Source organism: Borborobacter arsenicus (assembly GCF_003934165.1).
GTDB classification, from domain to species: Bacteria; Pseudomonadota; Alphaproteobacteria; order Rhizobiales; family Rhizobiaceae; genus Pseudaminobacter; species Pseudaminobacter arsenicus.
In genome coordinates this window covers 1-23,270 of sequence record NZ_RKST01000046.1, presented here as the reverse complement: position 1 = coordinate 23,270, position 23,270 = coordinate 1, and the positions used below count along the sequence as shown (strand labels likewise).

General features: G+C 61.3%; 26 protein-coding genes and 1 pseudogene. 22 read left to right on the top strand and 5 right to left on the bottom strand.

The window, feature by feature from the left end:
- The 17 genes from EET67_RS23975 to EET67_RS25775 form a co-directional block, all read left to right on the top strand.
- The coding region (locus EET67_RS23975) for a GMC oxidoreductase (RefSeq protein WP_133308887.1) at nucleotides 1–138 on the top strand (138 nt) is incomplete at its 5' end.
- Nucleotides 139–187: 49 nt separating this feature from the next.
- On the top strand, nucleotides 188–2,077 hold the full coding sequence (locus EET67_RS23970) for a heavy metal translocating P-type ATPase (protein ID WP_128628717.1): 1,890 nt from the start codon (nucleotides 188–190) through the stop codon (nucleotides 2,075–2,077).
- 107 nt (nucleotides 2,078–2,184) lie between these two features.
- Nucleotides 2,185–2,928 (top strand): ABC transporter ATP-binding protein, encoded by a 744-nt coding sequence (locus tag EET67_RS23965; RefSeq protein WP_128628716.1) that lies wholly within the window; start codon nucleotides 2,185–2,187, stop codon nucleotides 2,926–2,928.
- On the top strand, nucleotides 2,925–5,288 hold the full coding sequence (locus EET67_RS23960; protein WP_128628715.1) for an ABC transporter permease: 2,364 nt from the start codon (nucleotides 2,925–2,927) through the stop codon (nucleotides 5,286–5,288). Before EET67_RS23965 ends, EET67_RS23960 begins: the two co-directional genes overlap by 4 nt.
- Nucleotides 5,289–5,290: 2 nt before the next feature.
- Nucleotides 5,291–6,481 (top strand): efflux RND transporter periplasmic adaptor subunit, encoded by a 1,191-nt coding sequence (locus tag EET67_RS23955; RefSeq protein WP_128628714.1) that lies wholly within the window; start codon nucleotides 5,291–5,293, stop codon nucleotides 6,479–6,481.
- Between the two features lie 112 nt (nucleotides 6,482–6,593).
- Entirely contained in the window at nucleotides 6,594–7,205 is a 612-nt protein-coding gene (locus EET67_RS23950; RefSeq protein WP_245451201.1) for a cytochrome b/b6 domain-containing protein, read from the top strand.
- A 247-nt stretch (nucleotides 7,206–7,452) separates the two neighbouring features.
- Entirely contained in the window at nucleotides 7,453–7,776 is a 324-nt protein-coding gene (locus EET67_RS26720; RefSeq protein WP_425359553.1) for a CoA-binding protein, read from the top strand.
- Nucleotides 7,697–8,116: a GNAT family N-acetyltransferase gene (locus tag EET67_RS23940; protein WP_128628711.1), complete on the top strand. Its 420-nt coding sequence runs from the start codon at nucleotides 7,697–7,699 to the stop codon at nucleotides 8,114–8,116. The genes EET67_RS26720 and EET67_RS23940 overlap by 80 nt, the downstream gene beginning before the upstream one ends.
- Nucleotides 8,117–8,441: 325 nt before the next feature.
- Nucleotides 8,442–8,678 carry a hypothetical protein gene (locus EET67_RS23935; protein ID WP_128628710.1) on the top strand — a complete coding sequence of 79 codons (237 nt, stop codon included), beginning with the start codon at nucleotides 8,442–8,444 and terminating at the stop codon, nucleotides 8,676–8,678.
- Nucleotides 8,675–9,925: an MFS transporter gene (locus EET67_RS23930; RefSeq protein WP_245451199.1), complete on the top strand. Its 1,251-nt coding sequence runs from the start codon at nucleotides 8,675–8,677 to the stop codon at nucleotides 9,923–9,925. Before EET67_RS23935 ends, EET67_RS23930 begins: the two co-directional genes overlap by 4 nt.
- A 412-nt stretch (nucleotides 9,926–10,337) precedes the next feature.
- Nucleotides 10,338–11,042 (top strand): IS6 family transposase, encoded by a 705-nt coding sequence (locus EET67_RS23925; RefSeq protein ID WP_128628720.1) that lies wholly within the window; start codon nucleotides 10,338–10,340, stop codon nucleotides 11,040–11,042.
- Nucleotides 11,043–11,081: 39 nt separating this feature from the next.
- A complete protein-coding gene (locus EET67_RS26715; protein ID WP_425359552.1) occupies nucleotides 11,082–11,159 on the top strand; it encodes a helix-turn-helix domain-containing protein in 78 nt (25 codons plus the stop codon).
- A 158-nt stretch (nucleotides 11,160–11,317) separates the two neighbouring features.
- Nucleotides 11,318–11,941, top strand: a complete 624-nt coding sequence (locus EET67_RS23915) for an XRE family transcriptional regulator (RefSeq protein WP_425359551.1) — start codon at nucleotides 11,318–11,320, stop codon at nucleotides 11,939–11,941.
- Nucleotides 11,942–12,550: an RES family NAD+ phosphorylase gene (locus tag EET67_RS23910; protein WP_128628708.1), complete on the top strand. Its 609-nt coding sequence runs from the start codon at nucleotides 11,942–11,944 to the stop codon at nucleotides 12,548–12,550. It abuts the gene before it with no gap.
- Between the two features lie 67 nt (nucleotides 12,551–12,617).
- Entirely contained in the window at nucleotides 12,618–12,860 is a 243-nt protein-coding gene (locus tag EET67_RS26710; RefSeq protein WP_210211162.1) for an AAA family ATPase, read from the top strand.
- Between the two features lie 77 nt (nucleotides 12,861–12,937).
- Nucleotides 12,938–13,300, top strand: coding sequence for a hypothetical protein (locus EET67_RS25905; protein WP_210211161.1), 363 nt, complete (start codon nucleotides 12,938–12,940; stop codon nucleotides 13,298–13,300).
- The gene (locus EET67_RS25775; RefSeq protein ID WP_165900023.1) at nucleotides 13,294–13,467 is read left to right on the top strand and encodes a hypothetical protein; all 174 of its coding nucleotides are present in this window, start codon (nucleotides 13,294–13,296) and stop codon (nucleotides 13,465–13,467) included. The genes EET67_RS25905 and EET67_RS25775 overlap by 7 nt, the downstream gene beginning before the upstream one ends.
- A 3-nt stretch (nucleotides 13,468–13,470) precedes the next feature.
- On the opposite strand, the pseudogene EET67_RS23900 reads toward EET67_RS25775, so the two are convergent.
- Nucleotides 13,471–13,581 (bottom strand): annotated as a pseudogene (locus tag EET67_RS23900) (IS481 family transposase); the annotation flags it as partial.
- An 897-nt stretch (nucleotides 13,582–14,478) separates the two neighbouring features.
- On the opposite strand from EET67_RS23900, the gene EET67_RS26705 reads away from it, so the two are divergent.
- The 5 genes from EET67_RS26705 (at nucleotide 14,479) to EET67_RS23875 (ending at nucleotide 19,064) form a co-directional block, all read left to right on the top strand.
- Nucleotides 14,479–14,883: a Spy/CpxP family protein refolding chaperone gene (locus EET67_RS26705; RefSeq protein ID WP_128628707.1), complete on the top strand. Its 405-nt coding sequence runs from the start codon at nucleotides 14,479–14,481 to the stop codon at nucleotides 14,881–14,883.
- Complete coding sequence (locus EET67_RS23890) at nucleotides 14,846–15,061, top strand: hypothetical protein (protein WP_128628706.1); 216 nt, start codon at nucleotides 14,846–14,848, stop codon at nucleotides 15,059–15,061. The genes EET67_RS26705 and EET67_RS23890 overlap by 38 nt, the downstream gene beginning before the upstream one ends.
- A gap of 126 nt (nucleotides 15,062–15,187) precedes the next feature.
- A complete protein-coding gene (locus EET67_RS23885; RefSeq protein ID WP_128628705.1) occupies nucleotides 15,188–17,128 on the top strand; it encodes a DUF3604 domain-containing protein in 1,941 nt (646 codons plus the stop codon).
- Nucleotides 17,129–17,205: 77 nt separating this feature from the next.
- Complete coding sequence (locus EET67_RS23880; protein WP_245451195.1) at nucleotides 17,206–18,072, top strand: peptidyl-prolyl cis-trans isomerase; 867 nt, start codon at nucleotides 17,206–17,208, stop codon at nucleotides 18,070–18,072.
- On the top strand, nucleotides 18,069–19,064 hold the full coding sequence (locus EET67_RS23875; RefSeq protein WP_128628704.1) for a HupE/UreJ family protein: 996 nt from the start codon (nucleotides 18,069–18,071) through the stop codon (nucleotides 19,062–19,064). Before EET67_RS23880 ends, EET67_RS23875 begins: the two co-directional genes overlap by 4 nt.
- 155 nt (nucleotides 19,065–19,219) lie before the next feature.
- Here the strand turns inward: EET67_RS23875 and EET67_RS23870 are convergent, their stop codons facing one another.
- From EET67_RS23870 to ppsA, 4 genes are all read right to left on the bottom strand, one after another.
- Nucleotides 19,220–19,606: a hypothetical protein gene (locus tag EET67_RS23870; RefSeq protein WP_128628703.1), complete on the bottom strand. Its 387-nt coding sequence runs from the start codon at nucleotides 19,604–19,606 to the stop codon at nucleotides 19,220–19,222.
- An 18-nt stretch (nucleotides 19,607–19,624) separates the two neighbouring features.
- A complete protein-coding gene (locus EET67_RS23865) occupies nucleotides 19,625–19,834 on the bottom strand; it encodes a hypothetical protein (RefSeq protein WP_128628702.1) in 210 nt (69 codons plus the stop codon).
- 120 nt (nucleotides 19,835–19,954) lie between these two features.
- Nucleotides 19,955–20,653, bottom strand: a complete 699-nt coding sequence (locus EET67_RS23860) for a CBS domain-containing protein (protein ID WP_128628701.1) — start codon at nucleotides 20,651–20,653, stop codon at nucleotides 19,955–19,957.
- Nucleotides 20,640–23,063: a phosphoenolpyruvate synthase gene (gene ppsA / locus EET67_RS23855; protein ID WP_128628700.1), complete on the bottom strand. Its 2,424-nt coding sequence runs from the start codon at nucleotides 23,061–23,063 to the stop codon at nucleotides 20,640–20,642. The genes EET67_RS23860 and ppsA overlap by 14 nt, the downstream gene beginning before the upstream one ends.
- Between the last annotated feature and the right edge of the window lie 207 nt (nucleotides 23,064–23,270).

The window sequence follows — 23,270 nt, the reverse complement described above, 5'->3', positions numbered from 1 at the left end:
GTCCACGGCGTACATAACCTTTATGTTGCGGGTGGATCTGTGTTCCCGACCAGCGGCCATGCAAATCCCACATTGATGATCCTCGCCTTCGCGATCAGGCTGGCCGATCACCTGAATTCCAAGCTTGGAAAGGCATGAGTGGCAGCAATGGCTTGTGCGACCTGCATGAAAGGGGATTGACCCCAAGATGGGCGGCGAAGGCAGCGCCAGGTTCAAGGTCGCCATTCTGGTCATTGCGCTCGCTGGCCTCGCGACCGGAGCAGGCTTGTGGCTCGCAGGAAGGACTGGTCTCGCGGAGATGGCCTGGGCCGCAGGGGTGGTGCCTGTCCTCGCGGCCCTCGTCGTCGAGATTGTCCGCAGCCTCTTCAGGGGCGAGGTCGGCCTCGACATCGTGGCGGCTCTTTCCATGTCGGCGGCGCTGGCCTTTGGCGAGACGCTCGCTGCCGCCGTTGTCGCGCTGATGTATTCCGGTGGCACCTTCCTGGAAAGCTTTGCCGAGGGCCATGCCCGGCGCGAGATGCGCGACCTCCTCTCACGCGTGCCGCGTAGCGCGACACGCTACCGCGATGGCGCGCTTGACGAGGTTCCGCTCGGCGAAATTGTACCCGGCGATCTGCTTCTGATCCGGCAGGGAGATGTCGCACCTGTCGACGGAACTGTCGAGAGCGAGCGGGCAGTGCTCGACCAGTCGGCCATGACCGGTGAATCGATGCCGGTGAAACTCATGCGGCGCCAGGAAGTGATGAGCGGCTCCACCAATGCGGGCGAGGCCTTCGATCTACGCGCCAGCCGCCGCGCGGCGGAGAGCACTTATGCGGGGATCGTCCGTCTGGTGGAAGAGGCGCAACAATCAAAGGCGCCGATGTCTAGGATGGCGGATCGCTATTCGATCCTGTTCCTCCTGGTAGCCGTGGCGCTTGCCGCTGCCGCGTGGTGGATGACTGGCGATCCGATCCGCGCCGTAGCCGTTCTGGTCGTGGCCACACCTTGCCCCCTGATCCTGGCGGTGCCGGTTGCACTGGTCGCCGGACTTTCGCGTGCCGCCCATTACGGCGTGCTGATCAAGGGCGCGAAGCCGCTCGAGGCACTCGCGCAGGCACAAACATTGATCCTCGACAAGACCGGAACATTGACTGACGGACGTCCGCGGATCGTGTCGATCGATACATATGCAGAGCTGTCGCCCGACGAAGTGCTTTACCTCGCCGCGGCCGCGGATCAGGCATCGAAGCACCCGATAGCACAGGCGATCGTCGCCTCTGCACGCGCCCGCGGTATCCTCCTGCCAGCGCCGACCGAGATCCAGGAAGTCCCGGGAGAGGGCGTCGCAGCGAGGGTGGACGGCCGATCCGTCGTCGTGGGCGGTACAGGATTCGTGAGGCGCAGGATTGGCGCGACCCGGAATCCGCATCAGGGACCGAAAGCGGGCTCTGTTCTGGTCGCCGTTGCCGTAGACGGCCAACTCGCCGGAAATCTGGTCTTGGCCGACCCGCTACGTCTGGAAACGGCCGGGTTCCTTGCCGGCATCCGTCGCCACCACGGCATCAGACGGATTCTGCTTGCCACGGGTGATCGCCGGGCCGTTGCCGAGGCCGCCACCGAAGGGCTAGGCCTCGATGGCGTGCGGGCCGAGCTGACGCCGGACCAGAAAGTCCTTCTGGTGCTGACGGAGCGCAAGAACGGGCCTGTGATGATGGTGGGCGACGGGGTCAACGATGCTCCGGCACTGGCGGCTGCCGATATCGGCGTGGCCATGGGAGCGCGCGGTGCGGCCGCTTCCGCCGAGGCGGCCGACATCGTCCTGATGGTTGACGATCTCGGCCGGCTCCTTGCGGGACTGGAAATAGCCAGCCGATCACGCCAGATCGCGCTTGAAAGCGTAATTGCAGGCCTGGGCCTTTCCGTAACGGGGATGGTCGCGGCCGCCTTTGGCTATCTCACACCCGTAGAGGGGGCCGTCCTGCAGGAAGCAATAGATGTCGCGGTCATTCTGAACGCCCTGCGCGCGCTCCGGATATCGCCAAGCATGGAGCCTGTCGAAGTGGCATACGACCACGCGCCTTCGATGCAGCACTGACGGACTTCGGCATCTGCTCCGAGAGGATCGTGAACTTGATAAGGGTCAAAGCGGCCAACATGAGCGGCCTATAGGAATCCCGGACGCTGGCCGAAAGCGAAGCCCGTATGGAAGTCCGCGACATAAGAGATTCAGCAGCACAACCTCCGGCCCCTGTGTTCGTGGCCAGGGGGTTGACCAAGGTCTATGGCTCGGGCGATGCGCGTGTCGTCGCGCTGAAGGACGTCGATCTCGATATCCGGCAGGGCGAGTTCATCGTTCTGCTCGGGCCTTCGGGCTCGGGCAAATCGACCTTGCTGAATATCCTCGGCGGCCTGGATGCACCGACTTCAGGCACGGCGATTTGGCGAGACCATCATCTTACAGGCGCCAGCGACGAGGAACTCACGGCCTACAGACGCGACCACGTCGGTTTCGTGTTTCAATTCTACAACCTGATACCGAGCCTTACGGTCGAGGAGAACGTGCGGCTGGTCGCGCAGATTGCCAGTGATCCCATGAAGCCAGGCGAGGCGCTTGACCTCGTCGGACTGTCAGAACGCGCAGGCCACTTTCCTTCGCAATTGTCGGGCGGGGAGCAGCAGCGAGTTGCAGTAGCGCGCGCCATCGTCAAACGGCCGGACATCCTGCTGTGCGACGAGCCAACCGGCGCACTCGACGTTGATACCGGCCGGCTGGTCCTTGCGGCAATCGCCAAGGTCAATGCGGAACTGGGCACGACAACTGCTGTAATCACCCACAACACGGCAATCGCAGGGATGGCTGACCGCGTGTTGCGGCTGAGCGGCGGGCGCATCGTGAGGGAGGAACCGAACCCGAAGCGTATCCACGCAGAGGACGTGACGTGGTGAACGTCCTCGATATCAAGGTGCTGCGCGATCTCTGGTCGATGCGGCTTCAGGTTCTCAGCATCGCTCTGCTGGTTGCTGCCGGCGTGGCCGTCTTCGTGATGTCGGCGTCAAACTACCGGGCGTTGGTAGGCGCCATGGACGCGCACTATCGCAACGAGCGCTTTGCCGACATCTTTGTGAGCATGATGCGCGCGCCGCTCGCGGTCTCGGACCGTCTGCGGGAAACCGAAGGCATCGGCATCGTGGAGCCGCGCGTTGCGAAGGCGGTGCGTGTGATCCGTGGGGACAGTGTCCTGCCGATCTCAGGGCGCATCATCGCGCTTCCAGCGGCCGGCCAACCATTGCTCAACCGCCTACATCTCGTGCAGGGACGCTGGCCCGATCCGCTGCATCCGGAAGAGGTCATCATCAACTCCGCCTATGCCGAGGCGCGCAATGTGCGGGTGGGGGATACGATCGACGTCGTTCTCAACGGCCGGCTCCAGGCATTCCGCGTGGTTGGCTCCGCCATGTCGCCCGAGTTCGTCTTTGCGACACGCGCTGCCGTGCCGCTGCCGGACGATCGTAATTTCGTCGTGCTTTGGGCAGCTCATGACGCGGTGGCCAGCGCCTTCGATATGAAAGGCGCGTTCAACGACGTGTCGATGACGCTGGCGCCCAATGCGAGCACCCCGCATGTCCTGGAAGAGGTCGATCGCCTACTGAAGCCATATGGCGGGACGGGAGCCTATGATCGCAGCGACCAGCCGTCGCACCGCTTTCTCGAAGACGAGCTGGCGGAGCAGGAAACCTTGAGCGTTGTCATGCCTTCGGTCTTCTTCGGAATCGCGGCGTTCCTGCTGAACGTCGTCACCGGGCGGATGGTCGAGGCGCAACGAGGACAGATCGCTTCATTGAAGGCGCTGGGCTTCACCAACCGCGCCATCGCGCTTCACTATGTCAAACTGGTCACCGCCATTGCATTGCTGGGGTCGGCCATAGGCTTGGCGCTGGGACGCTGGTTCGCCATTGCGGTGGTCGGGAGCTATCACGCCTTCTTCCGGTTTCCGTTGCTGGACGCTCAGCTTGAGCCTTGGCTGCTGGTCGTTGCGGTGCTTGTCAGCCTCATGGCCGCGAATCTGGCGGCGGCGTCGGCCGTGTATCGGATCGCTACGCTTGCTCCGGCCGAAGGAATCCGGCCCGAGACGCCGCCTGCGCTGCATAGGTTCGGTTGGCTGCAAAAAATTGGAAACCGACGCATTCCGCTTCAATACATCATTGTTGCGCGAACGATCCTGGGACGGCCGGTCAGGACGCTCCTTACGACCGTTGGCATTGCCTTTGCAATTCCGCTGGTTCTGTTCGGGCTCTATTGGTTCGATGCCATCGACTACATGATAGACGTGAGCTTCGGACGCGTCGAACGTGGCGACGCTTTTCTCACCTTCACGGAACCGGTCTCGGCGGATGCGCTCTATGAACTGCAGGCGATCCCCGGCGTCCTGAAGGCCGAACTCCAGAGAATCGTGCCTGTCAGATTGCGAGCAGGACATCGAACCTATCGCACTTCGGCCACTGGCCTGGATTCGGCATCCGAGCTCAAGGTCCTGAGGGACCGCGCGCTCAGGCCGATTGCTGTTCCTTCCGACGGCATCATGCTCAGCCGGACGATCGCGCGGCAGCTCGATATTGGGCTGGGTGACAATGTCATGCTCGAGGTGCTCGAAGGATCCCGTTCGGCACGAAAGGTTACCGTGCGCAGGATTTCGGACGATATCCTGGGCAATTCGGTGACAATGGAGCGCACGGCACTCAATCGGTTGATGCGGGAGGGGCCTGTTGCGAATGTCGCTGCCCTAAGGATCGATCCGGATCAATCCGGACCGATCTGGTCCAGGATAAGGTCGATGCCGAGGATCGAGGGAAGCTCGGTCAAGGCTCTGTGGCTTGCACTGTTCAGCGAGACAATTGGCGGAATGGTGCTGATCGGCGCGCTGATCCTGGCGGGGTTCGGAATGCTGATCGCGATAGCGGTGGTTTACAACAGCGCCCGCGTCGCCCTGCAGGAGCGCGCCTGGGAACTGGCCAGCCTCCGGATAGTGGGACTGACACGGCGCGAGGTATCCGGGGTCATTTTCGCTGAACTTGCGGTGGAACTGGTTGTGGCTGTTCCGGCCGGGCTCCTGATCGGACGCTATCTGATCGAGGTGATCGCGTCCGCACGTGCAAGCGAGTCGTTCCAGGTCCCCGCGGTGATCGATCCAGGCAGCTATGCCATCGCGGCGCTCCTGGTGATCGGCGCCGGTGTCGCCAGTTTCATCACCATCCGCCGCAGAATCGACGCACTGGATCTGGTGGCTGTTTTGAAGACGCGAGACTGATCATGAAACGTCGAACGACTTCCATCCTCGGGACGCTGCTGGTGCTAGCGCTTGCGGCGCTCGGCCTCTACTGGCTGCTCGTGCCGCAACCGATTCTTGTCGAGACGGCTCGGGTGGAGAGCTTGCCCTTCCAGGACACGGTTGAAGAGGACGGCCGCACGCGTGTACGGGAACGTTACCTGGTATCGGCGCCTTTGTCCGGGCGCGTTCAAAGGCTTGCGCTCAAGGCCGGCGACAGCGTGCGGGCGGGGCAGAAGCTGGCGACCGTTACACCGCCTGTTTCGCCTCTGCTCGATCCGCGGGTGCGGCTGGAACTTGAGGCGCAGGTTGGTGTCGCCGAGGCAGCGCTTGAGGAGGCTGGTTCGCTATATGAACAGGCCAAGGTGCTTCTGGCTCAGGCCGGCGCAGATCTGAAGCGCACCAAAGAGCTTGCCGAGCGGAACGTGGCGGCGGCTGCGCAATTGGAACGCCAGGAATTCCTGTTCCGCTCGGCAGAACGCCAGGCCTATGCCGCAGAGCGTCGCTGGCATGCGGCGACCCATGTACTGGAACAGGCTCGCGCGGCTTTGAAAACCGCAAACGATTCCGATCCCACCGAAGTTTTCCCGATACTGTCTCCCATTGACGGCCTCGTTCTGAGGATCATTCAGGAAAGCGAGGGCGTTGTCTTGCAGGGATCGCCATTGTTCGAGTTGGGTGATCCGCGCGATCTCGAAATCGCGGTTGACGTCTTGACGACCGATGCTGCCCGCATCAAGGACGGCGACAAGGCGATCATCGAGCGCTGGGGCGGCTCCACCGACCTGCAAGGGATTGTGCGACGTGTCGAGCCTTCGGGTTTCACCAAGGTTTCCGCGCTTGGCGTTGAAGAACAGCGCGTCTGGGTCATTGTCGACATAAGCTCGCCGCGCGAGACGTGGACCGGCCTGGGAGACGGCTACCGTGTCGAGGTCAAGATCGTTGTTGACCAGGCTGACCAGGCGATTGTCGTGCCGATTGGAGCGCTGTTTCGCCGCGGCGATGCCTGGACCGTCTTTGTTGTTGCGGAAGGGCGTGCGAATCTTCGGAAGCTCGAGGTGGCGCGTCTTTCGGCACGCATCGCCGCTATAGCTCAGGGCATACGCCCTGGGGAAACCGTGATCCTCTATCCCCCCGCTGCGCTTGCCGATGGGAGCAGGATAAGGCTCCAGTAGACTGGGATGCCAAGCAAGAAGTAGTGAGCGCGGCCGCCGCATTTGACCCAGGTCAACGCATGACAGGCCGGGTTGGCCTCTTATGAGTCACTTCCACCGAGGAGTGGACTGCATGCGTGCCGGAATTCAAGTTTGGGACCCTTTTGTCAGGATAGCTCACTGGACTGTCGCCCTTGGGTTCTTCGTCGCATATCTCACGGAAGACGTTATGACCGTGCATGTCTGGGCGGGCTATGTCGTCGGCGCGCTGATCCTCGCCCGCGTCGCATGGGGATTTGTCGGGTCACGCCATGCTCGGTTTTCGGACTTCGCGACTGATCCGATGACGGCTACCCGCTACCTCCGGGATCTCATGCGCGCACGCGCCAAACGCTATATCGGGCATAGCCCTGCAGGTGGTGTCATGGTTATCGCGCTTCTTGTGTTCCTGGCCGCTACCGTGGTGACCGGGCTCGTCCGTTACGCCGAGGAGGAACGCGCGGGGCCGTTGGCGCCGCTTTATGCGCAGATTTCCGCCTTTGGGGGACCACAGACATTTGACGGCGAAGAGAACCGCGTCGAACGGCGCAGGGGCGAGAGTGCCTTGGGCGAGGCTCATGAAGTGATCGCTAACATTACGCTTGGCCTCGTGGTCTTCCACATTCTCGGCGTGCTTCTGGCCAGTTTCGTACATCATGAGAACCTCGCGAAGGCTATGATCACCGGACGCAAGCGGGTCGACTGAACAGCGAGACGCTTGAGCGCGCTTGGGTGCCACGCCTGTGTGGAACGAAGGACAGCCCGCCAAGATTGGTCATCCCTGGTGGGCTGGGGCAAAGTGCTGCGGCGACGGCGGGCATTCGGCTCTCTGCGTCGCGTTGGGCAACGCACAACAGCGCGTCTTCATCAGGTAACCACGCAACGACTTCGCGCATTGCCGGGGTGTATGTTCGTTCGTATTGTTGACTGTGCTTGAAGGGTCTCACTTCATTATGTGGCATCACAAAAGCGGCGTTGATCCAACGCACGGCGCGGGCACAGAAGCTGCCCGAGGTTCTCCAACGGACATATGCCGTGACCATACATACCCTGGAACACGCCGTCCGTCTCCGGTCACTCGCCGCGACGGATCGGTCGGCCGCATCGTGATGAGGAATATTCTGGAAAGCGGGTTTGAAGCAAGCGTCTGGCCCGTTAATCCGAAATACAGCAAGGTGGCCGGACGCCGCTGCTACCATGCGGCCGAAGACCTTCTGGACATTCCCGATCTTGCCATCATCATTACGCCAGAAACGTCTCACCCAACTCGGCTATGACCGCGACATCGCCTTCGTGGTATTGGAAAAAGCTGGCGGCATGCTTGCCGGAGTGGGGCGTCTGTCCTGCAACCCCGACCGGGAGAGGGGCGAATATGCATTGCTCGTCCGCACCGATCTGCAGGGCCATGGCATCGGCTGGCGGCTTCTCGAGCAGATAGTGGCCTATGCGAGGGCCGAGGGGATCGGCCAGATCGACGGTATCGTTCTGGAAGAAAATACCGCGATGCTGCGCATGTGCCGCGAGTTTGGCTTCTCAGTGGCACACCAGCCTGACCAGCCAAGTCTGAAGTGCGTCGTACTCGAGTTCGGTCGAGGGTCCAAGGGGACTGCTGGGTGATGCAGGCAACGCGCTGCAGAAGGTTAAAACCTACCGTCGAGCCGCGTCGTGCCGGAGACTTCGGTTAAGTTGCTGGAAACATCCGAAATGTGAGAATTGCAGCTTCAGTCGATGGTTTTCTGAAACTGCCGCTAATCTGTGGAAGCACGCCGCGCGCCGTCGAAACCGTCTTCGGGGTCTCGCGGGCGAGGTCATGCGGATGTCGTGTTTCTGAGGCGGCACCTCGATTTCTTTCCTGGCGACGCTTTCGTATGAGAGGTGAGGGGGGACTATCATTCAAGGCATCGATTGAGTGATAGTCCGAGCCAGACGAGGGAGACCTCCGATGATCTTGGGGCAGTTCCTGCATACCGAGCCGGTAGCTGCGTCGCACCTGACCGGATTAGGCTGCAGGGCCGCTGCTGCAGTCGTCGATTCGGTCGCGTCCTACCTGGAGACGGCCGCAGTCACGCGCATGGGCTTCCTCTACGCCGGCCCGCACCTTCAGATCGATCACGTCTCGGCAGGCGAGCAACCTGACGCCGCGCGCACCCGCGCGACGCACGCAGGATCGCCGCCGTGACCGCCCCGACGGCTGCGAGCATCCGGCTCGGCCTGAGGGAGAACTGGCGCCAGTTCTTCCTGCTGGTGCTGATCAACGCGTTCGTCGGCGGGATGGTCGGCATCGAACGCACGGTGGTGCCCCTGATCGGCACGGAGGAGTTCGGCATCGCCTCTACGACGCTGGTGGTGTCTTTCATCGTCAGCTTCGGCGTGGTCAAGGCCTGCGCCAACCTCGTCTCCGGCAAGCTGGCCGACCTCTGGGGCAGGAAGCGTGTGTTGGTGCTTGGCTGGCTCTTCGGCCTGCCCGTGCCGTTCATGATCCTGTGGGCTCCCTCCTGGACCTGGATCGTCGCAGCCAACGCGCTACTTGGCATCAGCCAAGGGCTCGCTTGGTCGATGACCGTGATCATGAAGGTCGATCTCGTCGGACCCCAGGGGCGCGGGATGGCGGTAGGTCTGAACGAATTCGCCGGCTATCTGGCTGTCGGCGTCACCGCGTTCCTGACCGGGTATTTGGCCGAGCAGTATAGCCTGCGCCCTGTCCCGATCTGGCTAGGCGTCGGCTATGCCGTTCTCGGCACGGTGCTGTCGGTGTTGCTGGTGCGCGACACGCGCGAGCACGTGCGGCTTGAAGCGGCAGGCCATGAGCGGGAAGCCGAACCGCTGACCTTCAGCGAGGTGTTCGCGCTGGCCTCCTTCCGCGACCGCAATCTGTTCGCCGCCTCGCAGGCGGGGCTGGTCAACAACCTCAACGATGGCATGAGCTGGGGAATATTTCCGCTCTTCTTCGCTGCGAATGGCTTGGGTGTTGAGCGGATCGGCGCGCTGAAGGCCGTCTATCCCGCGGTCTGGGGAATGCTTCAGGTCTTCACCGGCCCGCTCAGCGACCGCTGGGGGCGAAAGGGCCTGATCGTCGCCGGGATGTGGATCCAGGCAGGGGCGCTGCTCCTGACGGCATTCACTCGAGACTTCGGATGGTGGCTGATGGCGAGTCTCTTGCTCGGCCTGGGCACGGCGATGGTATATCCGAGCCTGATCGCCGCCGTCTCCGACGCTTCGCATCCGTCCTGGCGCGCGCGTTCGCTGAGCGTCTATCGGTTCTGGCGCGACCTCGGCTACGCGATCGGTGCCCTTTCAGCGGGTCTTATCGCCGACTCTTTTGGCTTCGCCTCGGCGATAGGCGCGATCGGGGCGCTGACTTTCCTGTCGGGTTGCGTCGTGGCGTTGCAGATGCATGAAGGAGCCAGAGGGGTCGCTGAGAAGTGACGCAACGAAGAAGACGAGAGGCCCGTGCCCGGACGAGGCGCCACCATCCTGGCGCCATCGGCATTCGCGATAACGAAGCTGCTGACAGAAGCATGTCGCCAGGCGCTGGCTCAGCAGGCAACTCTGGAAGCATGCTTTCTCGATCCGAAGGAAAACATCGTCTTGGCCGCGAAGGAGCTTTTCGGCCGGCGGCAGGCTTCTGATCAGCGAGACCTCACCAGTCCCGTATTCGAACCTGATCGACCGCGCCTTGCGAGACGACGGATCAAAGGCACCAGCTGCCTGCCCTGTAGCGGGCACCAACCCATGTGCGTCCAGCCCCTGTCGAGCCAGGCGGCTCAGGCCCCTGAGCCCCTGACCAGGTGATGTCAGGTTAACCGGCGATGAAGCTGTTGGCTGATAGTTGGCGCTCATGATCCAGCCTGTTGTCAGATATAAGCGTCATCGTTTCCCGCCCGCTGTGATCGCCCATGCGGTCTGGCTCTACTTCCGATTTCCGCTGAGCCTACGTCTGGTGGAAGAGATGCTGCTGGAGCGTGGCATCGTCGTTTCTTATGAGACGATCCGGTGTTGGGCAAAGAAGTTCGGCCCCGCTTATGCCGGCCGCTTGCGGCGGAAACCGCCGAACTCAAACGATATTTGGCATCTGGACGAGATGGTCGTGACGATCGGCGGAAGAAGACACTGGCTCTGGCGCGCCGTCGACCAGGATGGCTACGTGCTCGACGAGATCCTCCAGACCCGCCGCAACACCAAGGCGGCCAAGCACCTGCTGATCCGGTTGATGAAGAAGCAGGGATACTTGCCGAAGCGCATCGTCACCGACAAGCTTCGCTCCTACAGCGCGGCCCGGCGTCAGGTCATGCCCACGGTCGAGCATCGATCGCACAAGGGGCTGAACAATCGCGCCGAAAACTCCCATTTGCCACTGCGAAAACGGGAGCGGCTGATGCAGCGGTTTCGTTCGCCAGGCGCGCTGCAACGCTTCACAAGCATCTTTTCGGCACTCCGAAATCTCTTCGTGCCGCCTCGTTCGAAACGCTCTGCTATCGCCCTCCGTCTGCATCGGCTTAGGGCGATCGCGCATTGGAAGGCCGTGGCCGGAACAGCTTCCTGAATCCCGCGTCATGTCGAAAGCGCACTTTAAGAGGTTAACCTGACATCACCCGTCGGCGAGCTTGGCCTGCGCGAGATCACGGGGCGGGGACGTTACCGGGCATGGGGGATTGTGTGATCCGCGGTCGCGTCGGCAAGACCGTTCTCTTTACTAAATTATCGAACTTGACGAACTTGCATTCTGTGCCCACATTGCTGGAAACAGGAAGTATCATCATGGTCGCCCCAAAGCGTAGCAATCATAGCCGGCCCGCGTTGCATGCGGGCAGCACGCCAATGGCTTTTACCACGAAGCTACCGGCACAGGCCGATTTCAAGAAGGTGTTGCTTGAGCGTTATCAGGAAGCGGTCGCGCGCAGCCGCAAGATCGGTCATCGTGTCTCTTTCCGGGTGGAGGTCGACCCGGCGGCCGGCGCACAGACAATCACGCCGGTCGAGGAACAGCCGGTCGCTTCGGATTTGTTTCCTGTCGAGGACACGGGAAAACCCGACGCGGAACTTGAGGCGGCCCTGGCTGAAGCGCGCGAGCGTGGCCGCAAGCGTGTTGCCGAAATTGTCGCCGGCGAGGAGATGCTGAGTGCGGATGCCTTTGCCAAGCTGCTCGGCACGTCGCGGGTGACGGTCAATGCCAAGCGGCAGAGCGGGCAGGTGCTCGGGATCGATGGCGCCAAGCGCGGTTTCCGCTTTCCCGTTTGGCAACTCGACAAACACGGCCGGCCGTTGGCGGCATTGCCGGCGATCTACGAGACGTTGGGCAACAGTGCATGGGCGGTCTATCGGTTTCTTGTGTCGCCTCACGGCGCGCTCGATGGACGAACAGGTCTTCGAGCCCTTCAGCAGGGCGATGATGCCTTGGTGCTGGCAGCCGCGGAAGGTATGGCCAGAGGCGACTTCGACTGAATGCCCGGCGTTTCACCCCCACCCGATTTCGAGCGCGCCAAGCTCGAGATCGAGACGATCCCGCCGGGCCGCATATTTGGACGAATCTACTGGCGTGCCTATCCTGATCCCCTCGGTTACGGGAAGGCGCCAAGCCGTTTCAGCGATCCGCGGCGCCGCCTGGACTCGAATCGTTTTGGCGTTCTCTACCTCGGGGATGGCCTGAAGGTGTGTTTCCTCGAAGCAGTGCTCCGTGACCGACGGGAAGGACTGGTCGATGATCTTCCAATCGACGAGACGGAGCTCACGGAACGGCGGTACGCAGAGATCGCCACCACGGCGGAACTCCGCCTGGTCGACCTCAGGGACGACAAGGCGGTCAGGATGGGCGTGCCGACCGACGTCGTTCGGGGCCAGCGCCAGAACTTGGCACACCGATGGTCGGTGGCGTTTCACGAGCACCCGTCGGAGCCGGACGGGATCATTTATCCATCGCGCCTGAACGGCGCGACCAATCTCGCCATCTACGGTCGGGCGACACGCAATCTTCAGCCGAGGCGCATTGTTACGCTTCTCGGCGCGCCAGGGCTGGATCGGGTTCTGGAAGATTTCAGGGTTTGTTTGACATAAGACCCAGCAAAGCTAGGCCTGATGCCCTTTCCAGACGACATGAGGGCCGAGACGGTAAGGGGGAAATATGAAGCTCGCGCGCTTGCGGCTTAGCAACTTTAGATCGTTTGGTGCGGACTACGCAGAACTAGAGTTAGACGACCTGACATTTCTCCTTGGTCCAAACGGTGCCGGCAAGACTGCGGTTTTGCAAGCTCTGGCGAGGCTATTCAGCCTTGATCCTGTGCAGCGCAAGGTCAAGAAACCGACTTCCACGTTCCCTATAACGAGAAGCCCGACGAAGCGCTGGTCGAACGAGAACTTTGGATAGAGGCTGATTTCGAGTTTCCCGAACTAGTGGGCAAGGGCGGCAAGGGGGCCCCCGCCGTGCCTGGGAATTTCGCCCGTATGCAGTTGATGGGAATTGAAGGGCCAGCGCAGGTTCGCTTCAGACTATATGCGAAGTTCGACCAGGACGACGACATCGAAGAGAACTTCACTTACGTCATGAAGGTGGATGCTGATGGGAATCCGCTCGAGCAGGGCCGGGTCGCCAAGCACGATCGGAACGCCATCCAGGTGCACTACTTGCCTGCTCGCCGCGACCCGGCTGACCACATCTCTTACTCGGCCAATGCGCTACTGGGGCGCGCATTGCGTTCGGCTGACTGGGCTGAGGAGCGCGACAAGATCTGCAATCTGCCCGCGCACAGCCTACAAATGGATGAGGCGTTTCAAGGCCGAGGGTTGCCGCGACAGTTGGCGTGCTGACGCTCCTGGAAGGAGCCAATCGCCTGAGCGTCTTCTCTGGAGAGGAAAGCTTCGAGTATTTCGTCTCAAGGCCATCGACGTCACCGACGGCCGACTGGCTGGCGATCCTGATGGCGACATCGGTCGGCTTTGGTGGATTGGCAATCGTCGGGAAAGCTCTGCTTTGAGTTAATCTGCTTGCCAGTCCAACGCTGGCGGCGCAGCGCCTCGACTTGCTCTACGATGGTCGGTGCGGTCGGCCGGTGCAGGCGCCGCGGCCGCGAAGAGCGATCTTTGAGCCCTTCGGCATCGGATGCATCGACGAAATTTCCGCCTGGACTGTTTGCCCCGGTAAGCTGGCCCTGCGGGTTCGATTGAGGGCCAATTTGCTTGCTCGGCTCATCGGCTTGACGCGAGGTTCGCAAGCGATTGCTAAGCAGTGTGGTGACCCGCGCGCCGCGAGGGGAGCGGAAACTTGGCAATCGTGACCGTCGTCCCATGCGCTTGAGCAAGATCAAGCAGGCGGCTCAAGACCTCCAGATAGCGCGTCTGCTGCCCGGCCCCATCCGGGACATCGCGATAGAGGTACTCGACCCGCTTCCTTTCGGCCGACCGAAGGTCAGAAGACGCGGTCGAAGGATGCCTCGACTTCCCAAGTATCTGGACGGAAGCGCTCGCGGTTGTTGATCTTGGAAAACCGGTCGCGTAATCGGCAGGTGCGCGCAGATCGATGCCGTCATGCCGGACATAGGTCCATAAGCCCGATCAGGGCCGGGTGGAATGGTATCCAGGCTCGTGCACCACCGCGATAGAGGCAGCCCAATCCGTCAGCATTCGATACACCGCGAGCCTGGTCCAGGCCGGCGTCGAGCCGTCGTGGGCAGTATCGGCGACAGCAACGACAATGCTTCGGATTCTCGTTCGCTTGAACGTCTCACCAATAATGTCTCGACCGATATACCTCCACAGAACATATGTAGAATAGTGAAAGTTCTCGCCGTCTTTTTGATCCAAATCAAAAAACGGGAAAATCGACATCGACACTAACGCAAACGAATTTGGGGCCAGGGAATTACCCGCATATGCTCCGCCAGTGCTATTTTACGGCACCCCGATAGTTTTGACGCCGATCAAGGTCCGCTCGGAAGAAACATGATTGGTTGCCATGTGAACCAGACGTGGATGGACACCTTGCCTATATGAAGACCGAGTTCAAGATAGCGCCCGAGCAGATCACGGCATGGGACGCGTTCGCCAGTGTCGTAAGAACGTCAGCCAAGACGCATAATAATATGATCCGTTCGATGGCCGAAGAATTCGACGATGGAAGGATATTCAACAGGCCATTGCCCAAGCGGCTCGGATGGCAGATCGCGCAGATGGAAGCGCGGCTTCAGCAGATCAAGACGGTCAAAGACGCGGCCGACGATCTTTATGCCGTCCTCGCCTATGAGCAGAAGGCTGTCGCCGACGATATTGTTCTGCCCATGACGGGCATGGGCATGGGGCGCAACCAAAGTCGACATATGTTGCGCTGGCGATGGCCGCGGAGCAGGAGGGCCGGATATGCCATACGAAGGCGAACCACGACTGGGAGCGGCTGAGTACAACAGGATGGGGCCGCAACCTGATTTGACGATTGCAGTGCTCGCCGACCTGGGCCTGTCCGATGAAACGATTGGAAACTATTTCGGCGTTGGCCTTGAGCAGATCGTAGCGGCGCGAAGGTATGCTCTTCGCACAAATTGGCCGATCATCGGCCGGTTCCATGACGGTCGCTAGGCTTACCGCTGCATGATCTCGAACGTGAGCAGCATGATTTTTGCGACAGGGGGACCGTCACTGATGCAAATCAACAACTAGCCGCTCGGACGGTCTTAAGTATGACTGGCGCAAAGGAGGAAAGCGATGACACGTACGTCGGCAAAGTTGATTTTGGCAGGCTTTGCAAGCGTCGGTCTTGCATTCCCCGCTGTCGCTGAGGAAGCCACCGATATCGGCACCCTGGACAGCGCGAAGGCCGAAAGGGCCTTTTCCAGTAAACCTATCTATTCTCCATATGCAGGGCGCAATTTTCCGACCCGGCCGCTGTTTGGCGACACGCATTTGCACACCGGAGCCTCGTTCGACGCTGGCGCGTTTGGCGCGCGGCTGACGCCTCGCGATGCTTATCGCTTCGCTCGCGGGGAGGAGATCACCGCGTCGAGCGGCCAGCCGGTCAAGCTGTCGCGGCCGCTCGACTTCCTGGTGGTGGCCGACCATTCCGATAACATGGGCATGTTCCCAGACCTCTTCGCCGGCAAGGCCGAGGTCATTTCCGATCCGCAGGCCAAGACTTGGTACGAGGAGATCAAGGCCGGACAAGGCGGCAAGGCTGCACTGGAGATCATCTTCGCCTTCGGCAAGGGGACACTACCGAAGTCGATGATCTACAGTCCTGACACGCGTCCCTACAAGAATGCCTGGCAGGACACGATCAAGGCAGCCGAAGAATACAATGATCCGGGCCGCTTCACCGCCTTCATCGGCTATGAGTGGACCTCGAACACGGCCGGCAATAACCTGCACCGCAACGTCATCTTCCGGGACAACGCCGACCAGGCCAACCAGGTCGTGCCCTACACAACGCTGAAGCCGCTCGGCAGCGACAATCCCCGCGACTTGTGGAAGTGGATGGCCGCCTACGAGGAAAAGACCGGCGGCAACGTGTTGGCGATCGCGCACAACGGCAACCTCTCCAACGGCCGCATGTTCCCGCTGATCGAATCCTTCACCGACAAGCCGGTCGACACTGAGTATGTCGAGCAGCGCGCTAGGTGGGAGCGGCTCTACGAGACGACCCAGACAAAGGGCACCGGCGAAGCTCATCCGGCGCTCTCGCCCAACGACGAGTTCGCCGATTTCGAGATCTGGGATTTCGGCAATCTCGACGCCAGCGCGCCGAAGACGGCCGACATGCTGGAGTTCGAATATACCCGGTCCGCGCTGAAGAACGGCCTCAAGCTCGAAGCCGAGCTCGGTACGAACCCCTACAAGTTTGGCCTGGTCGGCAGCTCCGATGCCCATACGGGCCTGGCCGCCATGGAAGAGGAAAACTTCTTCGGCAAGACGACGCCGCAGGAGCCGAGCCCTGAGCGCCTCACGGCAACTTTCGTCAAGGACCCTAAGACCAACATAACGGTGATGGACTGGGAGGTCGGCGCGTCGGGCTATGCAGCGGTCTGGGCGGCGGAAAACACCCGCGAGTCAATCTGGGACGCCATGCAGCGCAAGGAGACCTACGCCACCACGGGGTCGCGCATGATGGTGCGCTTCTTCGGCGGCTGGGATTTCGAGGCGGCCGACGCCGAAACCCGCAATCCCGGCGCGATCGGCTACGGCAAGGGCGTGCCTATGGGCGGCGACCTCAGCAAGGCGCCGGAAGGCAAGGTGCCGACCTTCCTGGTCGCGGCGCTGAAGGACCCGATCGGGGCCAACCTCGACCGCTACCAGATCGTCAAGGGCTGGCTGGACGACCAGGGCGGGACCCACGAACAGGTCTACGACGTCGCCTGGGACGGCGACCGCAAGCCGGGCGCGGACGGCAAGGTGCCATCGGTCGGCAGCACCGTCGACATCGAGGACGCTACATGGACCAACACCATCGGCGCCCCGGAACTGATCGCGGTGTGGAAGGATCCGGACTTCGATCCAAAGCTGAAGGCCTTCTACTACGGACGCGTCATTGAAATCCCGACGCCGCGCTGGACCGCCTACGACGCCAAACGGTTCGGAACGAAGCCGCTCGAAGGCACGCGCATGACCGTCACCGAACGCGCCTATACCTCGCCGATCTGGTACACGCCATGATCCGAAGGGAAATGGATATCGCATCGCCGGCGGCTGAAGCGGCCGCCGGATCGTTCGGTTCGTCATCCGGAGAACGAGTGAGCACTATCTCGCTGAAGCGTGTGCTGAGAGAGCCACTGATCCACTTCCTGCTGTTCGCACTGCTGATCTTCGCGGGTTATGGGTTCTTCGGCGCCGATGCGAACAACAAGCCTGACCGCATCGTCGTCACCGCGCCGAAGATCGAGCAGATGGCGGCCGTGTTTACCAAGACCTGGCAGCGTCCGCCGACAGCCGAGGAACTAAAGGGCATGATCGACGACCATGTGAAAGAAGAAATTCTCGTACGCCAGGCGCTTGAACTCGGGCTCGACAGGGACGACACGGTTGTTCGTCGCCGATTGCGCCAGAAGATGGAATTCCTGAATGACGCCGACGCCGAAGCGCTGACGGCGACCGATGCGGAACTCGACACCTTCCTGAAGGCAAATCCAGCCGTGTTCGAGATCGATCCGATGCTGGCCTTCCAGCAAGTCGTTCTGAATCCCCAGCGGCACGGAGAAGCAATCGAACGAAACGCCGCCGCCATCCTCGAAGTGTTGCTGAACCAGCCTGCGGCCGATCTCGCTTCGATTGGCGATGCCTCCCTGCTGCCAGCGGAGCTTCCGCTTACGAGCAAGACATCGATCGGCAAGACCTTCGGCGCCGATTTCGCGGAAGAGCTCGACAAGATTCCTGCGGGCCAGTGGATGGGTCCCGTCAATTCCGACTTCGGGCTGCACCTGATCCGAGTGACGGAGCGTGTGCCCGGCCGAGTGCCGATGCTCGGCGAGGTTCGCGATGCGGTGGCGCGGGAGTGGACGAATGCCAAACGCGCTGAACTCGAGAACCAGCGCTTCGCCGAACTCTTCAAGCGCTATGTGGTGAGCATCGAAAGCCCGGCCGGCGCGGGAACCGACCCATGACGCGGCTTGGCGCGCTGCTGGCCGTGCTGATGCCGGTGTTGCTAGGCACACCGGGGTACGCTCATGAGATCAGGCCGGCCTATCTCGACATGCGCGAAACGGCGAGCAACGAGTTCGCCGTCGTCTGGAAGGTACCGGCGCAGGGCGAGATGCGTCTTGGGCTCTATGCAAGTCTCCCGAAACCGTGCATCGCAAAAGGCGAACCGGCGAGGTCGATCGAGGGCGGAGCATATCTGGAACGGTGGACCGCCGCCTGCGCGGGGGGATTGAAAGGCGGCGAGATCGCCATCAACGGCCTCAAGTCGACCATGACCGAAGCGCTCGTCCGCATCGAATACGAGAACGGCAACACGGAGGTCGTGCGCCTCATGCCGGACGCGCCCTCCTTCGTCGCAGCGGGCGCACAGACCAGCATCGAGGTCGCCCAGCCCTACTTCCTGCTGGGCGTCGACCACATACTCTCAGGCCTCGATCATCTGCTCTTCGTGCTTGCAATCATGCTGCTCATTCGGGACCATTGGACGCTGGTCAAGACGATCACAGCCTTCACCGTTGCCCACAGCATCACGCTGGCCGGAGCATCGCTCGAGTATTTCAGCCTCCCTCAGAAGCCGGTCGAAGCGACGATCGCTCTCAGCATTGCCTTCGTCGCGAGCGAACTGGTTAAGATGAAACCTGGCGAGAAGCGGCTTTCCGAGAGCTACCCCTGGCTCGTGGCCTTCACGTTCGGACTGCTACACGGCTTCGGGTTTGCCGGCGCGCTGAAGGAAACCGGCCTGCCGCAATCCGACGTGCCGCTGAGCCTGCTGACGTTCAACCTAGGTGTCGAAACGGGACAGTTGATCTTCGTCGCCGCGGCGCTGGTCCTGTTCAGGGCGACAAACGCGCTGGTCGCGATACCATCCGCACCGGTGCGCCGGGTCGGGGCCCATACGATCGGCACGGCCGCGATGTTGTGGCTTGTCCCTCGCATCGCCGGCTTGGCGGTATGAGCAGCGCGCTTGCCGCTCTGTTCGCACAAATCGAGCCAATCTGGAATTTGAAGAGCGGCCTTCGGGTCAGTAGTCCCGGTTCACCGACAGGATCTGTGGCCCGATAGAGGCCGTAGCCGACCTTGATGAGCAGGCCCTCTTTGCGCATATTCGGGTCAGGTAACACCGAGGAATGCCGCCGCTTTCGTTCGCGGAAAGTGTTCATTCTCCTCCATCGTCGTCACCAGTACGTCGCGAGCGCCGACGAGAAACGGCATGGCGTCCCTGACGGCACGCCGGACTTCCCTGGTGTCTTTCCAGGTGACGACGATCCTCTCGGCTTTGACTTTTTTCATGGTCCCCGACGTAAGCAGGACGGGCCTTCCTGCGGCGAGGATGAGGGCGCCATGCTTGATCATACGGCGGCTGTTTCTCATCAGGTCAGGCGTGCCGGCGCCTGATATGATGAGGTTCGCGGCGTGTGCATGCACTGCAAGCAACTTGGTTGGATGCCCGATCTCGCCTCTCCAGGAAGCGCGAGTGATGCCGGCGGTTGCGGTCAACAACTCTTTCTCCCCTCCTCAAGCCGCGCTTCTAACTCGTCTATCTGTGTGTCCAAGGTGTCGACGGAAGTCCTCCCGTCCATCACCCGCTTCGTTCAGCCCCGGCTCGGCAGCGGCAAAACCGATCAACTCCGCATCAAAATGCAACGCCAGTTCACCGGCAAATTCCAAGCATCGTGCAGCGCGGCGATCGACATCCAATTGAACCATGATAGTCTTGTAGCGCATTGCCGTGAGCTCCCGTTTTGGAGCCAAGGACATTACCAAGCGGGCGGGGTTGCTTTGACCCGTGTCAAGAGAGCAAGACGGCAAGACATCCTTTGCCGGTCGCCAACGTTCCCGGCTCCATCAGGAACCTGCCGAACCGCCAATCGCAGTAAGCTTGGTGACCCTCATATTGTCCCAGACGCGAACGGCGCCAGGCGCGTTTTCGGCCGTGACTCGGATAGCGTCGCGTATGTGTTCTTCCTCCACTGTTCCGTTCAGGGTGATCACTCCATCGCGGACGCGGATGTCGATGGAGTTGCCGGGGGCCCATTCCTTGCCGGCGATCTCGTCCAAGATACTCTTTCGGATCGTGAGGTCGCTGACAACCGGTTGAGAGGCTTCACCCATCAACCGCGCCAGCGCTGACAACAGATTGGCCCGACTGACTATGCCGACAATGTCGCCGTCGCGGACGACGGGTATCCGCTTGATCTGGTGGGTTTCCATGAGTTCGACTATTTCGCCGACGTGCGCGCCCGGTTCAACGCTCACGACATTGCGGCTCATCACGTCCTCCACCTTGCGACCGAATTCCCGCGCGTATTGATGGGCCAACCCGTCCGTGTCCAGACTAAAATCGAGCCAGCTTGGGCCGGCGGTCCCGAGTTCCTTGCGCCGGAGCAGATCCCGCTCGCTGACGATGCCGACGAGCTTTCCGCTTGCGTCCACGACCGGCAAGCCGCTGATCCTGTGTTCGACCATCACCCGCGCTGCATGGGCAACGGTGCTGTCGGGACGCACGGTTATCGCCCCAATCGTCATGATGTCACTCGCGTTCATCGTGGCCTCCCACTTTCGCTGCTGCTTCCACCTCGGCGATCTTCCTCTTTACTGCGATGAAGCTGTCGGGACTGACCGAGATCGAATTGATGCCGCATTCGACCAGGAATGCGGCAAAGTCGGGATGGTCGCTGGGTGCCTGGCCGCACAGACCGATCTTGACACCCGCCTTTCGCGCCGCGGAGATAACGTTCGAAATCATCCACTTCACCGCCTCGTCCTGCTCGTCGAACAGGCTGGCCAGCTCGGCTGAGTCCCTGTCTACGCCTAGGGTCAACTGCGTGAGGTCGTTCGAGCCGATGGAGAAGCCGTCAAAACGGTTTGCGAACTCGGCGGCGAGGATCACGTTCGACGGGATCTCGCACATGACATACGCCTCGAGCCCGTTCTCTCCACGCCGCAGCCCGTTCTCAGCCATGACTTCCAACACACGATCGGCTTCATGCGTTGACCGGCAAAACGGAATCATAACGACGACGTTCGAGAAGCCCATATCATTGCGGAGACGGCGGACCGCCCGGCATTCGAGCGCAAATCCCTCCCGGTAGCGCGGCGAATAATACCGGGCTGCGCCGCGAAACCCGATCATCGGGTTTTCCTCTGGCGGCTCGAACTCCGCGCCGCCGAGCAGTCCTGCATACTCATTGGTCTTGAAGTCGCTCATACGCACAATTACCGGCTTCGGATAAAGTGCGGCGGCGATGCGTGCCAGCCCACGCGATAGTCGGTCGACAAAGTATTCGGTCTTGTCCGCATAGCCGACGGTCAAATCGGCGATCGCAAGTTTCGCAGCCTGATCCTGGAGCTGATCATAGCGCACTAGAGCCATCGGATGGACGCGAATATGATTGCTTATCACGAATTCCATCCGCGCCAAACCGACGCCATCGGCGGGAAGGCGCCACCAGTTTAGCGCGGCGGCGGGACTTGCCAGATTGAGCATCACCTGTGTGTGCGTTTCCGGGAGGTTTGCGACGTCCACCGTTTCGGTCTCGAAAACGGCCGTCCCTTCATAGACAAATCCATGAGTTCCCTCGGCGCACGACACCGTCACGTCCTGCTCGCCGTGCAGAATCGCGGTCGCGTTTCCGGCGCCCACGATTGCCGGCAATCCTAGTTCGCGACTCACGATGGCCGCATGCGAGGTGCGCCCACCGTGGTCGGTGACAATGGCGGCCGCCCGCTTCATGATCGAGACCCAGTCGGGATCCGTGGTCTGAGTGACAAGGATTGAGCCGTCGACGAAGTCCCCTATGCGGCCGGGGTCCTCGATGAGGCAGACGCGACCTGCGACAACCGCATCTCCGATGGCAAGCCCGGTGGCCAACTTTCGACCAGTGCTGGTGATCCTGTAGGATTTGAATGATGTCGCCTCGCGACGCGATTGAACCGTCTCCGGTCGCGCCTGGACGATGAACAAGTCGCCCGTCCGGCCGTCCTTTGCCCATTCCATGTCCATTGGGCAGCCGTAATGCGCTTCGATGAATGTCGCCCACCTGGCAAGAGTGAGGATTTCCGAATCTTCGAGTACGAAAGAGGCACGCTCGACCTTCGAGGTCGGCACGTTGCGCGTTGGCTTCTCGCCAGCGGCGTAGATTAGCTTGAGCGCCTTGTCGCCGCACTTCTTGCCGACAATGGGCACTACAGCCGAATTGGAGAGCAGCGGCTTGAAGATCTGGTATTCGTCAGGGTCGACGACACCCTGCACAACGTTTTCGCCCAGCCCCCAGGCGGCGTCTATCAGGACGACGTCCTTAAAGCCAGTTTCGGTGTCGATCGAGAACATGACGCCGGATCCGCCAAGATCCGACCGGACCATCTGCTGAACGCCAATCGAAAGCGCAACGCTCAGATGATCGAAACCCTTCGTCCGGCGGTAGCTGATGGCACGATCTGTAAAGAGCGAAGCGTAGCAGCGGCGGCATGCCTCGAGCAGTGCCTTCTCACCACGGACGTTCAGAAAGGATTCCTGCTGGCCGGCGAAACTCGCATCTGGCAGATCCTCGGCGGTGGCGCTTGACCGAACTGCTACGTCGACTTCGGTGGTCTTGGTGCGCTCGCAAAGTTCTCGATAGGCGATCGTGATCGCGTTGGCGATATTCTCGAGCCAGTCGCCGCGCAGGAATAGTTGCCGGATCGCCTTGCCAGTCTCGGCAAGAGCAGTCTTGCCTGCATCTAGTTCGCTCAGCAGATCCTGAATTTGCTCCTGCAGACCGTTGGCCTGCACGTATCCCCAATAGGCCTCAGCGGTCGTCGCGAAACCGGGTGGGACACGAATGCCCTTTGACGCCAGCCGCTGGACCATTTCGCCGAGCGAGGCGTTTTTGCCGCCGACGCACCCGACATCATCCCGTCCGACCTCTTCAAACCAGATTGTTAGTCGATCAGACCGTGAACGTTGCTGCACCATTGAGCGTTTCCTTGATGAGTATGGTCAGCATGCCGATTTCGCGTCCGACGGCTTTGATTCCCATCAATGTGACCTCTTTGCTGCTTGATCGTAAGCGCGTAGGTCACCCCACGTAGCGGCTGGTTCGCTGATCTGGGAGTCTCCAGGGTGATTTGTCCTGGGAGGCTCCTGTGAGCGCACATATGTCTGATAGCAAGAACTTCGAGG

What these genes read in the sequence shown, in the direction of transcription:
- EET67_RS23860 (WP_128628701.1), bottom strand. Translation starts at nt 20,653, where the DNA reads ATGAACGCGAGTGACATCATGACGATTGGGGCGATAACCGTGCGTCCC.
- EET67_RS23875 (WP_128628704.1), top strand. Translation starts at nt 18,069, where the DNA reads ATGACGCGGCTTGGCGCGCTGCTGGCCGTGCTGATGCCGGTGTTGCTA.
- EET67_RS23865 (WP_128628702.1), bottom strand. Translation starts at nt 19,834, where the DNA reads ATGCGCTACAAGACTATCATGGTTCAATTGGATGTCGATCGCCGCGCT.
- EET67_RS23915 (WP_425359551.1), top strand. Translation starts at nt 11,318, where the DNA reads ATGGCTTTTACCACGAAGCTACCGGCACAGGCCGATTTCAAGAAGGTG.
- EET67_RS26710 (WP_210211162.1), top strand. Translation starts at nt 12,618, where the DNA reads ATGAAGCTCGCGCGCTTGCGGCTTAGCAACTTTAGATCGTTTGGTGCG.
- EET67_RS26705 (WP_128628707.1), top strand. Translation starts at nt 14,479, where the DNA reads ATGAAGACCGAGTTCAAGATAGCGCCCGAGCAGATCACGGCATGGGAC.
- EET67_RS23940 (WP_128628711.1), top strand. Translation starts at nt 7,697, where the DNA reads ATGCGGCCGAAGACCTTCTGGACATTCCCGATCTTGCCATCATCATTA.
- EET67_RS23950 (WP_245451201.1), top strand. Translation starts at nt 6,594, where the DNA reads ATGCGTGCCGGAATTCAAGTTTGGGACCCTTTTGTCAGGATAGCTCAC.
- EET67_RS26720 (WP_425359553.1), top strand. Translation starts at nt 7,453, where the DNA reads ATGTGGCATCACAAAAGCGGCGTTGATCCAACGCACGGCGCGGGCACA.
- EET67_RS23890 (WP_128628706.1), top strand. Translation starts at nt 14,846, where the DNA reads ATGCCATACGAAGGCGAACCACGACTGGGAGCGGCTGAGTACAACAGG.
- EET67_RS23955 (WP_128628714.1), top strand. Translation starts at nt 5,291, where the DNA reads ATGAAACGTCGAACGACTTCCATCCTCGGGACGCTGCTGGTGCTAGCG.
- EET67_RS23965 (WP_128628716.1), top strand. Translation starts at nt 2,185, where the DNA reads ATGGAAGTCCGCGACATAAGAGATTCAGCAGCACAACCTCCGGCCCCT.
- EET67_RS23910 (WP_128628708.1), top strand. Translation starts at nt 11,942, where the DNA reads ATGCCCGGCGTTTCACCCCCACCCGATTTCGAGCGCGCCAAGCTCGAG.
- EET67_RS25905 (WP_210211161.1), top strand. Translation starts at nt 12,938, where the DNA reads ATGCAGTTGATGGGAATTGAAGGGCCAGCGCAGGTTCGCTTCAGACTA.
- EET67_RS23970 (WP_128628717.1), top strand. Translation starts at nt 188, where the DNA reads ATGGGCGGCGAAGGCAGCGCCAGGTTCAAGGTCGCCATTCTGGTCATT.
- ppsA (WP_128628700.1), bottom strand. Translation starts at nt 23,063, where the DNA reads ATGGTGCAGCAACGTTCACGGTCTGATCGACTAACAATCTGGTTTGAA.
- EET67_RS23925 (WP_128628720.1), top strand. Translation starts at nt 10,338, where the DNA reads ATGATCCAGCCTGTTGTCAGATATAAGCGTCATCGTTTCCCGCCCGCT.
- EET67_RS23935 (WP_128628710.1), top strand. Translation starts at nt 8,442, where the DNA reads ATGATCTTGGGGCAGTTCCTGCATACCGAGCCGGTAGCTGCGTCGCAC.
- EET67_RS23885 (WP_128628705.1), top strand. Translation starts at nt 15,188, where the DNA reads ATGACACGTACGTCGGCAAAGTTGATTTTGGCAGGCTTTGCAAGCGTC.